This window comes from Kiloniella sp. (assembly GCF_048270245.1).
Taxonomy (GTDB): domain Bacteria; phylum Pseudomonadota; class Alphaproteobacteria; order Kiloniellales; family Kiloniellaceae; genus Kiloniella.
Window position 1 is genome coordinate 110045 of sequence record NZ_JBLWTH010000002.1, and the last position, 13432, is coordinate 123476.

11 protein-coding genes are annotated in these 13432 nt (G+C 43.6%); 9 read left to right on the forward strand and 2 right to left on the reverse strand.

Features of this window, described 5'->3' with window-relative positions:
• The first annotated feature begins 102 nt into the window (after nucleotides 1–102).
• From ACN0W5_RS05675 to ACN0W5_RS05700, 6 genes are read left to right on the forward strand one after another with little or no spacing between them, the layout of a single operon-like run.
• Complete coding sequence (locus tag ACN0W5_RS05675; RefSeq protein ID WP_417453226.1) at nucleotides 103–1248, forward strand: D-alanyl-D-alanine carboxypeptidase family protein; 1146 nt, start codon at nucleotides 103–105, stop codon at nucleotides 1246–1248.
• A gap of 5 nt (nucleotides 1249–1253) precedes the next feature.
• On the forward strand, nucleotides 1254–1895 hold the full coding sequence (gene tmk / locus ACN0W5_RS05680; RefSeq protein ID WP_417453227.1) for a dTMP kinase: 642 nt from the start codon (nucleotides 1254–1256) through the stop codon (nucleotides 1893–1895).
• The gene (locus ACN0W5_RS05685) at nucleotides 1888–3006 is read left to right on the forward strand and encodes a DNA polymerase III subunit delta' (protein ID WP_417453228.1); all 1119 of its coding nucleotides are present in this window, start codon (nucleotides 1888–1890) and stop codon (nucleotides 3004–3006) included. Before tmk ends, ACN0W5_RS05685 begins: the two co-directional genes overlap by 8 nt.
• Before the next feature lie 46 nt (nucleotides 3007–3052).
• On the forward strand, nucleotides 3053–4606 hold the full coding sequence (gene metG, locus ACN0W5_RS05690) for a methionine--tRNA ligase (protein WP_417453229.1): 1554 nt from the start codon (nucleotides 3053–3055) through the stop codon (nucleotides 4604–4606).
• On the forward strand, nucleotides 4606–5394 hold the full coding sequence (locus tag ACN0W5_RS05695; RefSeq protein ID WP_417453230.1) for a TatD family hydrolase: 789 nt from the start codon (nucleotides 4606–4608) through the stop codon (nucleotides 5392–5394). The genes metG and ACN0W5_RS05695 overlap by 1 nt, the downstream gene beginning before the upstream one ends.
• 2 nt (nucleotides 5395–5396) lie before the next feature.
• On the forward strand, nucleotides 5397–6176 hold the full coding sequence (locus tag ACN0W5_RS05700; RefSeq protein ID WP_417453231.1) for an MBL fold metallo-hydrolase: 780 nt from the start codon (nucleotides 5397–5399) through the stop codon (nucleotides 6174–6176).
• A gap of 56 nt (nucleotides 6177–6232) precedes the next feature.
• Here ACN0W5_RS05700 and ACN0W5_RS05705 read toward each other — a convergent pair whose 3' ends face one another.
• Together ACN0W5_RS05705 and ACN0W5_RS05710 are read right to left on the reverse strand one after the other, a co-directional pair.
• Nucleotides 6233–8188, reverse strand: coding sequence for an ABC transporter substrate-binding protein (locus ACN0W5_RS05705; RefSeq protein ID WP_417453232.1), 1956 nt, complete (start codon nucleotides 8186–8188; stop codon nucleotides 6233–6235).
• 52 nt (nucleotides 8189–8240) lie between these two features.
• Nucleotides 8241–9374 (reverse strand): M14-type cytosolic carboxypeptidase, encoded by a 1134-nt coding sequence (locus ACN0W5_RS05710; protein WP_417453233.1) that lies wholly within the window; start codon nucleotides 9372–9374, stop codon nucleotides 8241–8243.
• Between the two features lie 379 nt (nucleotides 9375–9753).
• Here ACN0W5_RS05710 and ACN0W5_RS05715 point away from each other — a divergent pair, with 379 nt between their 5' ends.
• The 3 genes from ACN0W5_RS05715 (at nucleotide 9754) to ACN0W5_RS05725 (ending at nucleotide 13153) form a co-directional block, all read left to right on the forward strand.
• Nucleotides 9754–10023 carry a hypothetical protein gene (locus ACN0W5_RS05715; protein ID WP_299372771.1) on the forward strand — a complete coding sequence of 90 codons (270 nt, stop codon included), beginning with the start codon at nucleotides 9754–9756 and terminating at the stop codon, nucleotides 10021–10023.
• A gap of 292 nt (nucleotides 10024–10315) precedes the next feature.
• Nucleotides 10316–11272 carry a TAXI family TRAP transporter solute-binding subunit gene (locus ACN0W5_RS05720; RefSeq protein ID WP_417453234.1) on the forward strand — a complete coding sequence of 319 codons (957 nt, stop codon included), beginning with the start codon at nucleotides 10316–10318 and terminating at the stop codon, nucleotides 11270–11272.
• A gap of 96 nt (nucleotides 11273–11368) precedes the next feature.
• Nucleotides 11369–13153 carry a TRAP transporter permease gene (locus ACN0W5_RS05725; protein WP_417453235.1) on the forward strand — a complete coding sequence of 595 codons (1785 nt, stop codon included), beginning with the start codon at nucleotides 11369–11371 and terminating at the stop codon, nucleotides 13151–13153.
• Nucleotides 13154–13432: the final 279 nt, after the last annotated feature.

Sequence of the window (13432 nt, forward strand, 5' to 3'; positions counted from 1 at the left end):
TTATTTTTGGCTGGAAGTCATATTTTCTCCACAAAAGATTCGTAACAAATTAACTACCAAAGAAACCCTCAAGACACTCAGGTCAGATCATTGCAAAACAAAATGAATTCAAATTTTAGATCTTCAATAAAATCTATATTATTCGGTGGCGCATGCCTCGTAGCGCTCTCTCAATCGGCCTTTGCTATTGAGACATCAGCGCGAGAAGCCTACCTGATTGATTACACCACCAAAACGGTTCTGATTAATAAAGACGCCGAAGTTTCTATGCCCCCGGCCTCTATGAGTAAAATCATGACCGCCTACATGGTCTTTGAACGCCTGAAGGATGGTCGCCTTTCTTTGGATGACAAGCTACCAGTGAGTGAAAAAGCCTGGCGAAAAGGCGGATCAAAGATGTTTGTCGAAGTCGGCAAAGAAATATCTATTCATGATCTTTTACGCGGTATTATTGTTCAGTCAGGAAATGATGCCTGTATCGTTGTCGCAGAAGGTCTTGCCGGGTCGGAAGAAAATTTCGCATTGGAAATGACGGCGAAAGCACGCGAAATTGGCATGGAAAACAGCACCTTTGCCAACGCAACAGGGTGGCCAGATCCAGGCCAAAGAATGACAGCAAAAGATCTTGCTATTCTAGCTGATCGTATCATTACTGATTTTCCTGAATTTTATGATGTCTATTCAGAAAAATCCTTTACCTGGTCAGGTATTACGCAAGGTAATAGAAATCCATTACTCTATAAAAATCTAGGGTCAGATGGCCTAAAAACCGGCCATACGGAAGAAGCAGGCTATGGTTTAACAGCTTCAGCCAAGCAAGGTGACCGCCGTATCATTATGGTTTTAAACGGCATGGGAAGTACAAAAGAACGGGCAGAAGAATCTGCGCGTTTGGTTTCTTGGGCCTTTAGAGAATTTGATAACTTTGAACTCTTTAAAGCTGGAGAGACAGTTGATACAGCTGATGTCTGGCTCGGAAAAGAAAAAACCATTGATCTGGTGCCAGAAGAAGATCTTCTCTTAACACTCCCTCGGAACGCAAAAAACAAAATGACTGCAACAGTTAATTATGTTGGGCCGATCCAGACCCCAATCGAAAAAGGGGAAAGGCTTGGAACCTTAACAATTACAGCACCAGAGATTGATACTGTAGAAATCCCCCTTGTTGCTGCAAATTCAGTAGAAAGAGAAGGCGGCTTTAGTCGTATTGTTTCTGCTCTAAACTATTTGATTTTCGGAAAATCATAACCCCGATGTCCAAAGGTTTTTTTATATCCCTAGAAGGTGGAGAAGGGGCGGGAAAAAGCACGCAAATCAAACGCTTATCCCAACGTCTTGAGAATCTTGGTTACAAAAACACTTGCACAAGAGAACCAGGCGGCACGCCCGGTGCCGAACTTATCCGAGACCTGTTAGTTCGGGGCGATGCTTCACGCTGGACGCCCAAGACAGAGGCCCTTTTGATGTTTGCGGCACGACAAGAGCACGTTGAAAAGGTCATAAAGCCCACTCTTGGAAAAGGAGAGTGGGTCATTTGCGATCGTTTTGCAGATTCTTCTGTAGCCTACCAGGGAATAGGACATGGATTAGGCGCAAAAAAAATTACCGATCTGCACGAATGGGTATTAGGTGATTTTCAACCTGACCTGACCTTAATTCTCGATTTACCCGTTTCCGTTGGACTAGGACGCACAAGAGGACATGACCTTGGTGAAAATCGTTTTGAAGGTATGGAAACATCCTTTCATGAACGTATGCGCGATGGCTTCTTATCAATCGCAAAAGAATCCCCAAGTCGCTGCATCGTCATTGATGCCACACAATCCCTCGATGACGTAGAAAATTCGATATGGAAAGCTGTCACCGATAAGTTCACGGGTTCTTTCAATGGCTAAAGCAACCCGAAAAAAAATACAACCAGAACCTGATCTCATTGATCATCCCAGATCGACACAAGATCTTATCGGGCACACTCAGGCAGAAGAAACCCTTCTTCGAGGGTTTAATTCAGGTAAACTTCCGCACGCATGGATGCTCACTGGCCCCAAAGGCATTGGCAAAGCAACGCTTGCGTATCGCTTTTCTCGCTTTCTTATGAATCAAATAAACGAAGACGAAAGCAATAGTCTATTTGGTGATAGTAGTGCCCTGCCGACAACATTGGATATTGGTGCTGATAACCCTGTCTCGAAAAGAATTGCAGCCAGCGCGCATGGCGATCTCGTCACCCTTGAATTAAGCCCGGATGAAAAGGGTAAAATGCGAACAACAATTCCCGTCGATGAAGTTCGCAAAATTGTTAACTTTTCCCACAAGACATCTATTGAAGGTGGCTGGCGCATTGTCATAGTTGATGCTGTTGAAGAAATGAATGCCAACGCAGCAAATGCGCTTCTCAAAGTTCTGGAAGAGCCTCCAGAAAAAACTGTATTACTACTAATATCCCATCTTCCCGGGCAAATTCTACAAACAATCCACTCCAGATGCTGTCATCTTCCGCTCGCACCACTGCAAGAAGATACCGTTATTTCGTTACTTAAAAATAAGGCGCCAGAGCTTTCAGATGAGGATGCTGTTCAGTTAGCCAAATTATCCGAAGGGTCAGTCGGAAAAGCGCTGGATCTCTGGAAAAGTGGAGGCCTTGACCTATATCGAGAGATGATATTTCTCCTTTCTACCCTGCCAAATCTGGATATGGTTAAGCTCTATGCCTTTGCAGATAAGCTTTCAAGTGCTGATCCACTTGCCTTTAAAACCGGGATGGAGTTGTACCTTTGGTGGCTGGCTCGCTTGACCAAGACAGTTGGGCAAGGCGCTATGCCTGATATGGTTATTCCTGAAGAGCAAGCATTAATCTCTGCATTAATTGAACGACATGGTCTTGCGCAATGGCTCGGCCTGTGGGAGAAGTGCTCGAAGAATTATGCCCGTGCTACTCGTGCTAATCTGGATAAAAAGCAGGTCGTTGTGACAACCTTAACGGAACTCCAAAACCTGACTGCCTGATTTAGCACGAGGTATCACGGCAAGTGCTGTTGATCAGGAGTTTCCTATGACTGGATCAGATAACGGATCCTATTATATCACAACGCCCATCTACTATGTGAATGATAAACCACATATTGGGCATGCCTACACCACACTCGCCTGCGATGTTCTTGCGCGTTTCAAAAGGCTAGATGGTTATGATGTAAAGTTTCTGACTGGGACCGACGAACATGGTCAGAAAGTCGAAACTTCTGCTGAAAAAGCAGGGATTGATCCACAAACATTTACGGATCAAGTATCCCAAAATTTCAGAGACCTGACAAAAGCCTGTAACTTTTCTAATGATGACTTCATCAGAACAACTGAAGATCGTCACAAGAACGCATGTCAAAAACTGTGGCAAGTACTCGAAGATAAAGGGTTTATTTATTTAGGCAGTTATGCCGGATGGTACGCCGTTCGAGATGAAGCTTTCTATACAGAGACAGAACTTACGAAAAACGCAGACGGGAAACGTATTGCGCCAACAGGCGCAGAAGTTGAGTGGGTGGAAGAACCATCTTATTTCTTCAAACTCTCTGCTTTCGAAGATAAACTGTTGGCTCTTTACGAAAATGATCCATCCTTCGTTGGCCCCGATAGTCGCCGTAACGAAGTGATCAGCTTCGTCAAAGGCGGCCTAAGAGACCTTTCTGTCAGTCGGACAACATTTAACTGGGGTGTTCAGGTTCCTGGTAATAATGATCACATCATGTATGTCTGGCTCGATGCCTTAACGAACTATCTTACGGCAGTTGGCTACCCGGATGAAACGGCGGCAGAATATCAAAAATTCTGGCCTGCTGATCTTCATATGGTCGGGAAAGATATCCTGCGTTTTCACGCAATCTATTGGCCTGCCTTCCTTATGGCAGCGGATCTGCCACTTCCAAAGCGTATCTTTGCGCACGGATGGTGGACCAATGAAGGTCAAAAAATTTCAAAGTCAGTTGGGAATGTGATTGATCCTAACGCCCTTATCGAAGAATACGGCCTTGATCAGGTTCGTTACTTCATGATGCGCGAAGTTCCCTTTGGGAAAGATGGTGACTATTCTAAACAAGCTATGATTTCCCGTATGAACGGAGATTTGGCAAACGACATCGGTAATCTGGCCCAGCGCGTTCTTTCGATGGTTTTCAAAAACTGCGAAGGAAAAATTCCCGAACACGGTGATTTTACCGATGCTGACAAAGAACTCCTTGATAGCGTTGCTGCGTTGCATGACAAACTGAGAAATGACTTTGACAAACAAAGCTTCCATCGTGGTTTGGAATCTGTTTGGAACGTTATATCAGCAGCGAATAAATATGTAGATGAACAAGCGCCTTGGGGATTGAAAAAAACGGATTTGGCTCGTATGGGAACTGTTTTATATGTTCTCACTGAGACTATTCGTCAAATAGCAATCCTTCTTCAGCCAGTGATGCCTGAATCAATGGAAAAGATGCTAAATCAGCTCAGTCTTCCTGCCGATGCGCGTACATTCTCAGATCTTAAAACAGCCCTTTCTACGGGTGTTGAAATAGACAAACCACAGGGCGTTTTCCCACGTTATGTAGAGGAAGAGGGGGCATAATGATTGTCGACTCTCATTGTCATCTTGATTATTTTTTAAAAGATGGTGATCTGGAAGATGCTTTAACACGGGCACGAGACGTTGGAATTGGCTGTATGGTTACCATTGGAACCAAGCTATCCACATTCGATACTGTTTTAGGCATAGCAAAAGCAAATAACGATATTTATTGCACCGTTGGCATCCACCCACATGAAGCAGGAACCGAAGGCCTTTCATCGCCGGATATCCTGATTGAAAAAGCCAAGGACCCCAAGGTAATTGGCCTGGGTGAAAGTGGCCTTGATTACTATTATGACCACGCCCCTAGAGACAGACAGCAAGAAAGTTTTCGGGCACATATCGAAGCTGCCAGAAAAACTGGCCTTCCCCTTGTTGTTCACACCCGCGATGCAGATGACGATACCATTGCAATTATGCGTGATGAATTCAACAAGGGTGCTTACCCCGCGTTAATTCATTGTTTTACAGCAGGACCTGAGTTGGCAAAAGCATCCTTGGAAATGGGCTTTTATATTTCTCTATCCGGCATTATTACCTATAAGTCCGCCGAAGATATTCGGACAACAGTTGCCGAAGCGCCACTGGACCGTTTATTGATTGAAACGGATAGCCCTTATTTGGCACCAGTCCCTATGCGTGGCAAAAAGAATGAGCCTTCTTTTGTTCGTCATACTGCAGAATCCTTGGCTAATATAAAAAAGGTAAGTGTATCGGAAATTCATTCAGCAACGACTGATAATTTCTATCGTCTCTTCACAAAAGCGCAAAGACCGACGGCAGCTTAATCATGAAAATTACAATGCTAGGATGCGGTGGTTCTGGTGGCGTTCCCATTTGTTCGGGTGCGTCCGGCGGCAATTGGGGAAATTGCGCCCCGGAAAACCCGAAAAACAGACGCCGCAGAGTTTCCATCCTTGTCGAGCATGAGGACACAACTATTCTGGTCGACACAGGCCCAGATCTGAGAATTCAACTCTTGGATGCCGGTGTAGAATATATTGATGCTGTCCTCTATACCCACGATCACGCTGATCATGTTCATGGGTTAGATGAACTGAGGTATCTGGCCTATAAAGCAGGCGGTCCGATCGAAGCCTTTATGGACGAATCAGATCGAGAAATAATCACCAATCGCTTTGCCTATGCGTTTACATCTTCATGTGATCCGGAAAGTACCTATACGCCTATGATGGATGACAAAACCATCGATGGTCCTTTCAAGATTGGCTCAATTGAAATTACACCTTTCTATCAAAATCATGGTAACACAAACTCTCTTGGGTTCCGTTTCGGTGATTTTGCTTACTCAACAGATGTTTTTGATCTTGATGGACGCGCCTTTGAAATATTAGCAGGTGTAAAATATTGGATTGTTGATTGCTTACGGTACGAGCCGCACCCATCACATGCCCATTTTGAAAAGACTCTTAGTTGGGTGGAACGTTTAAAACCTAAACGTACAATCCTAACTCATATGAATCAGCAAGTTGACTATGATGACCTCAAATCAAAATGCCCCGAAGGTGTTGAGCCAGGATATGACGGGCTGACGTTTGAAGTAAAATAGAGCATCATTCAAATACAGGCGATGACATTATTCATCGCCTGTATTTTATTTAATGACTATTCGTCAAACCAAAACCCGTCAGGCTTATAAACGCCTAGCAGAGCACCTGGCTCCCAGTTATAAAAACCATCTTCTGGGACATTCATTAGCTTATTGGATAGAGCTACGGGTTGAGGAATTCCAGCAACCAACCCAATTGTATAGGTTTCCTCACTATTTATTTCCAATATACGTTCCCATATTTCTTTCTTTTCAGCTGTTGTTTGCGCCCTGAACCAAAGTACATAAAGGTTGTTCAGTTCTTGGGCTTGAGTAATATCAACCTCTTCCCCAGCATTACCTTTTGTTTCTACATACTGTCCCCATTTAGGCCATTGAAATGATTGCTGTTGGCGCGGAACTAGCTCTGCAGGCGAAGAGTGAGGAGACAACAGTCCATTGAGGTTGCCGTACCAAAGAGACATGTTGGTTTCACCAGAAAAAATCCGGTTTCGCAAAACTTCCCTCTGAGAGGGTTTAGGGTAGAGTTTAACCCCGATCTTCAGCCAGGAATCAGCGATTAATTCAAGAATATCGGTTTCTTCGCTACTTTCACCGGCAGTTTCAATAATGATTTTCATCGGACGACCATCGCTTAATAAACGAAGGCCATCTTCATCTCTATCTGTCAGGCCGATTTCATCCAAAAGCATATTTGCTTTTTTCAGGTCAAATTCAGCCCATTTTTTGAAATGCTCTTCCTTATAAAGACTGCTGCTTGGCAACACTGTGTTATTACCTTCAAGCCCAAGCCCGTAATAAAGCACCTGATTAAGTTCGTAGCGGTTTGTTGCCAAAGAAAGGGCATGACGAAATCTTTTATCGCGGTTCAGTTTGCGCCACTCGGGGTCCTTGGCATTCAAATTTGGATAAAGCGCAAATTGTGAGCCACGAACGGTCTTCCAAAGGCGTACTGAATACCCATTTTGATCATCATTTCCTTTTAAGAAAGTATAGTCGGAAAAATTAAGCCCTCTGGATTGAAGATCAGAATCTCCGGAACCAACCTTTGCCGGAATTAATCCACCTCCGGCAACAGAAAGTATCAATTCATTTGCGTAGGGAAGCTGATGTCCCAGCTCATCAACTCTGTGATAGTAGGGGTTTCTTTTACCAACAAATCGCGTCGAAGGTGGTTTTACCGAATTAACCCAAGGCTGCAATGTCGGCAGTTTGGGGTTCGTAAACTTGTATTGCCTTGCTTTACGGTTATGCAACTGCACCCAATTACGCGCGCCAGCTTTGGTAACACGTTCTTGCAATACATCCGTATCCACATATTTTGCGTGAAACTGTTTCATGTAATGTGCGGGTTGGAAAAGATAAAGTGGGCGTGTCGCGGCCAAACTCGGAAGAAAGAAAGGATTAGGTACAGACCAGCTATAGCGAACTGTTATCTCGTCAATAATTTCTACTTTAGGCAATTCACCATCAACAAGTAGTTCCGCAGGCGGACCAAAAGGTCTTAAATTGCTATCATTGGCAACGTCTTCCCAAAAGTACTTGAAATCAGCTGAGGTAAAGGGACGACCATCAGACCATCTGTGCCCTTTTCGAAGTGTCATCGTAAAAATTCGACCTTCTTCGACATCAAGCTTATCTAAAATATCTGTGGTAAAATCCAAGTCTGGCGTGTAACCGATAAGTCGCGCGTAACCATAAACAGAAAACAGCCGGACGTCCTTTGATTTTGCAATCAGGCTTCTGATTGATCCGCCATATTTGCCAACTTCCCAATTTTGGTTTTGTTTTACAACATAGGGATTTTCAGGGACCCGTTTTGCAACAGGCGGCATTTCACCATTTATAACGCTGCTTTCAAAAATAGGGACTTCCCGAAGTAAATCGGAATTAAAATCAGACACCGGAGAAAGGTACGTTTCCGCAAGGCTTGGGGATATTCCAGCTACAAGTCCTAAAACTGCCAATGATCGTACTGAAGTTTTAAAAAATTTCCCTGCTATTACTTTCATTTTTCTCTCATCTTCACTAGAAACCGACTATTCTTCCTCTGATTTCCACATGTTATCTTAGGTCATCAATTATCCGATAGATAGGGTCCAAGCTACTTGCGCCAAGCTTCTCAGATCGATCCGGCGACCATCCTTCAAATTCATTTGGGGCATCAGCCGTATCCTTAAAGGGCATCTCTAGTGTCATAGACAAACAATCGTGCGTTTCTGCCGTGTTATTACTACAGATAGTTAGGTTAGCATTCCCAGGTTCATTCTGTGGATAACCATGAGTGGTCTGAAAGTCAGGGTTTGCTTCCATATAATAAGTTTGGAAACGGTTTAACAGATTTAACAGACGATCATCAAAAGAGGGAATACCGTGGGTTCCTGCAATGAAGTTATGAGGGATAGCTTCGTCACCATGAATATCGAACATAAGATCGACACCGGTTTCCATCATTTTTTCACGTACATAATAAACTTCGGGGCTTTTTTCTAACGAAGGTGCTTGCCATTCACGGTTCAGATTTGATCCAACTGCGTTAACACGAAGGTTACCCCGCCGACTTCCATCCGGGTTCATATTCGGGACGACATAAAAGACAGCCTTTTTTAACAACTCTCGAGCAATGGCATCATTTTCATCCAACAGCCGTCCCAGAAACCCTTCCATCCAGAACTCTGTCATACTTTCCCCAGGGTGTTGCCTTCCAATTACCCAGCAGGATTTTTTATTTTTGTCCGCTTCACCAATCGTTAAAAGGTCAATATCCTGACCATCAATAGTTTGCCCTAAAACATCGAGGTTAACACCTTGACCATGCTGAGCTTCAGCTATGAGATCGGCATGGCGTTCCATAGAGTAGGGGGCGAAATAAGCGAAATAGACTGAATTATACCCTGGTGTAAATTCAATCGTTAAAGTCTGCCCATCATACGACGTTGTGGGTACACGGAACCATGTCTCTCGGTCATATGAAGCAACAGCTTGATAGTTTTCCCATCCGCCGGGATAAGCCGCTCCACCTGCATTGAGAATTTTCAACGTACAATTTTGATCCAACCCACCACTCAGGCGAAAGTAAAACCACTGATAAAAATGAGAATTCGTATCTGATTCGATCTCTAACTGAATATCAGAAGGATTATCACAAGACAGGCAACGAATATTGCCTGCGTCGAAATTACTTGAAACACGGATCATTATGATATTTCTCGCTTAATTATACGCTTTTCTATTTGTGCTTCAGAATACCTGATAAGTAGCAAGCAGCAAGCTTTGTGTACCCCAGTTCATAAAATCTTTCCCTAAATGAAATTTGAATCAAACTTCGACGTAATAAAAAAATCATAATATTTTTTTTAAAATACTTCGCCAGTTTAAACACAACAAAAAACAATTCATTATATCTTTGATATCGAAACAAAATTTAAAATGTTTTAGCCTATTTTAATATATTTCCCCCCTTGAAAAACATTACCTACAATCCGATTTATCTGTGGCAAAATTGCGCACCCGATTGAAATTTGTTTCAACAACAGGTAGTGTATCGTTCTTAACTACAGAGAAAGGTAGTTGTATCATGCGTAAAAAGCCCACCTATTTACCAGTGATACTTAAGTCTTCTGGTTGGGTGTTAAGCCGAATTGGAACACTGCTGGCTACGATTTTTGCTGCTAGTGCATTTGCAACACTTCTTCCTATTCTTGGAAGAAATAGTCAGTTATTACTGGAACCACTAATGATGTCAGCCCTAGTTGCTGCAACAATAGCAATAAGCGGCTTTCTAATCGTCAAGTGGACTGAACACAAGTTTGGCGATCCCCTCAAGGATTTTCCAGCAACACTGTAGAATAAGTGTTTTCCGCAAATAATATTTCACTTTGGAAACAGGAAATAACCTATTGTTATTTCCTGTTTTTTTCATAAAAAATCATATCTATTAAATTGAATTTCAAACCTAGGCACAGATTTATGTCCTTTCATTACCTTCTGCATTATTCCCCACTAAACAATAACCTAAGATAATAGTTACCAGTGTTGACAATGCGCAGACAGGCAACCTACCATCGCCACCTAATAAAAGAACGAGTAAGCCTTTTATCTACGCACCTTCAAAAATATACATCTGATAGGAAGTTCTGATGAAACACCTAAAGAAAATCAGTCTTGCTGCCATAACCTCCATGGTCTTAGCCATGCCGACGATGGCAGAAACACGCATTACCTATAAATCAGCGAAAACAACGTCTTCCTACTATCAGATGGCTGTTCAAATTGCCGAGGCCATGAAATCCGGCTCATCTGGCAATATTGTGGTTACAGTTGAAGAAAGTCAGGGGTCCGTCCAAAATGTGATGGAAGTACGCGCCAGAGGTGAGGATTATGTTTTCACCACGCCACCCGCTCTCGTACGACTGGCCAAGGCCGGAAAAGCAATGTTCGAAGGCAAAGGCGACCCAAAATTTGGAGAGATCAGAGCTTTATTCCCTATTCCTTCACTCACAATGCACTTCGTCGTCTCCGAAAACAGTGGCATCAAAGATTTTGCAGGCTTGGAAGGGAAGAAAATCCTCTTAGGCAAAGGATCATTTGGGGCAAAAGAAGGCGCTAAATACCTCAAGCTTTTTGGTCTGGAAGGTAAAGTAGAACTCGCAAATGTCGAACTTTCCAATGCTGTTCCAGCCCTAAAAAATGGTCAAATTGATGGATTTGTAACCGCAGGCTCTTATCCTGCGCCAAACGTCATTGAGGCCGCAGCATCTACCGGCGTTAGCGTACTGTCCTTAACACCAGAACAAATAAAAGCTTCAAAGCGTAAAGAACTGACTATTCCTGCCGGAACCTATAGCGGGCAAGATAGTGATATAACGACAACCTCACTCCCTGTCGTAGCTTATACAACTACTGCCATGGATGACGAAACAGCCTATCAACTTACCAAAACCTATTGGGACCAAAAAGAAACTATGGGTCAGTCAGCGGCATGGTGGAATGGCGTTAGTAATGACTTACTGTCGAATATTGAGGGCAAAATCCATCCCGGCGCAGTTCGTTATTACACAGAAAAAGGTATAACGCTAAGCGCAGAACAACAATAACCAAATCACATTATAGATTTTCAAAAATCCCGATTGTATTGACCAGTCGGGATTTTTGTTATTTATACGCACAAATTCCTCTAACAGTGTAATCTCATGCCTGATCTTTCCTCCAAGTTCGCTCGCCTAGTCTGCTTTGGCTTCGCAGCCTCGCTCGTTATCTTTCATATTGGTTTGATTTTTTCAGGCTTGGTACCCAATCTCGTTAGCCGCCCTCTACATTTGGCATTTATTCTCCCGTGGGTTCTTATATTTGGTAATCAAGGGAGTTCGTTATCACGGGTCTTTGGAATTCTTTTTGCTGTGCTTGGTGTTGGTGCTGCTCTTTGGATCTCGATGAACCAAAGCATGCTTGGGGATCAATACGGATTTCTGGAAAATGACCTTCAGATTGCCATTGCGATTACCCTTCTTCTCGTCGTGCTCGAAGCTGCAAGACGGGCCATTGGCTGGCCCTTACCAATTGTCGCAGCGCTTGCGCTTTTTTACGGACTGCTGGGCCAATACATTCCCGGCGAATTTGGCCATGCTGGCACTCCTCTCAAAAGCTTTCTTGGCACCCTAACCATTGCCGAAGGCGGTATTTGGGGAAGTTTGACAGGGGTTTCCGTCAGCGTTGTTTCTATTTTTGTCATATTCGGTGCGGTCTTAAACGCAGGTGAAGCCGGACAAGGATTTATGAATGTCGCTGCCGCCGCAGCAGGTCGTTTAAAAGGCGGTGCGGCAAAGGTATCTGTGATCTCCTCTGCTTTATTTGGCTCTATTTCCGGTTCAGCTTCTGCAAACGTTGCTTCAACAGGTGCGATTACCTTGCCAGCCATGACGCGCCTCGGCTACCCCAAACGACTTGCCGCTGCCGTCGAGGCCGTTGCGTCTTCTGGTGGCCAGATTATGCCGCCATTAATGGGAGCAGGGGCCTTTGTTATGGTCGAGCTTACCGGTATTCCCTATACCAGTATTATGAGTGCAGCTATTTTACCCGCCATTCTGTTTTTTTTGGCCGTCTGGGTTGGGATTAACGCCTATGCACGTAATCAGAATCTCAAGGGAATAGAGGACAAGGACAGACCAAATACAAAAGACGTCTTTATTACATCTGCATTCTTTCTTGTTCCCTTTAGTGTCCTGCTTTTGGGTATGTTTTATTTTGGCTACACGCCTCAATACGCAGCATGTATGGCTATTATTGCAGGATTTTTGCTGCTCTTCATCACAAAAAAACTTATATTCGACCTAAAAGAAACTCTTTATCGATTTGAAAATGCTACCATTAATGCCGCCAAACAAGTATCCATGATCGCGGCGATCATACTCTGTGCCTCTATCATAATTGGCGTACTTTCAATTACTGGTTTGGGCGTTAAAATTACGTCATTGATCCTATCCGGGTCTGGTGGGTTGCTGTGGCCCTCGCTCTTTCTCACTGCTTTAGCCTGTCTTATTCTGGGTATGGAAGTTCCAACCACGGCAGCCTATGTGATATGTATATCAGTAGCAGGCCCAGCACTAACCCAACTAGGACTAGCGCCACTTCAGGCACATCTGTTTGTTTTCTGGTTTGCCTTGCTCTCCACAATTACACCGCCCGTATGCGGTGCAGTTTTTATTGCTGCAGGCATGATCGGGGAAAACTGGCTTAAAGTTGCTCTAACGGCGATGGCTTTGGGCGTCGGTCTTTATATAATCCCTTTGGGTATGATCGCAAACCCGGATATACTAAGTCTTTCTGACACACCGTTTAAGGCCTTACTCGCATTCCTACAAATTGGCCTTGGGTTAACCTGCATTTCTTATGGCCTAATTGCAGTAAAATCTGCTATCGGCAGGTTAAGCCTTATCTTGTCAGGCATAATAATTATCTTTGTTCCTAGCTTTGTCTAAACACTCACAGGAATCTCTTGGCATATTCCTCTCTATCAGAGCCGAATGACTTTCAAATCGTCTCGTAGAAAACTATCAAGTCGGATGCTGAAAGGGTGGTCAAAGAGCTACCGGATACGGTCATATATTCTTTGAATATGGGAAAATAAAGGTTCATTAACAAAGACACTATAGTAACCAATTTGGTTACAAAAGTATTGACTAAGTTAGAAGAGAAGAGGATTATCATGATGGATTGTTCCAAAATCGAACACATAATCCTCTTCGAGAGACCTTCCT

What these genes read in the sequence shown, in the direction of transcription:
- ACN0W5_RS05675 (WP_417453226.1), top strand. Translation starts at nt 103, where the DNA reads ATGAATTCAAATTTTAGATCTTCAATAAAATCTATATTATTCGGTGGC.
- tmk (WP_417453227.1), top strand. Translation starts at nt 1,254, where the DNA reads ATGTCCAAAGGTTTTTTTATATCCCTAGAAGGTGGAGAAGGGGCGGGA.
- ACN0W5_RS05685 (WP_417453228.1), top strand. Translation starts at nt 1,888, where the DNA reads ATGGCTAAAGCAACCCGAAAAAAAATACAACCAGAACCTGATCTCATT.
- metG (WP_417453229.1), top strand. Translation starts at nt 3,053, where the DNA reads ATGACTGGATCAGATAACGGATCCTATTATATCACAACGCCCATCTAC.
- ACN0W5_RS05695 (WP_417453230.1), top strand. Translation starts at nt 4,606, where the DNA reads ATGATTGTCGACTCTCATTGTCATCTTGATTATTTTTTAAAAGATGGT.
- ACN0W5_RS05700 (WP_417453231.1), top strand. Translation starts at nt 5,397, where the DNA reads ATGAAAATTACAATGCTAGGATGCGGTGGTTCTGGTGGCGTTCCCATT.
- ACN0W5_RS05705 (WP_417453232.1), bottom strand. Translation starts at nt 8,188, where the DNA reads ATGAAAGTAATAGCAGGGAAATTTTTTAAAACTTCAGTACGATCATTG.
- ACN0W5_RS05710 (WP_417453233.1), bottom strand. Translation starts at nt 9,374, where the DNA reads ATGATCCGTGTTTCAAGTAATTTCGACGCAGGCAATATTCGTTGCCTG.
- ACN0W5_RS05715 (WP_299372771.1), top strand. Translation starts at nt 9,754, where the DNA reads ATGCGTAAAAAGCCCACCTATTTACCAGTGATACTTAAGTCTTCTGGT.
- ACN0W5_RS05720 (WP_417453234.1), top strand. Translation starts at nt 10,316, where the DNA reads ATGAAACACCTAAAGAAAATCAGTCTTGCTGCCATAACCTCCATGGTC.
- ACN0W5_RS05725 (WP_417453235.1), top strand. Translation starts at nt 11,369, where the DNA reads ATGCCTGATCTTTCCTCCAAGTTCGCTCGCCTAGTCTGCTTTGGCTTC.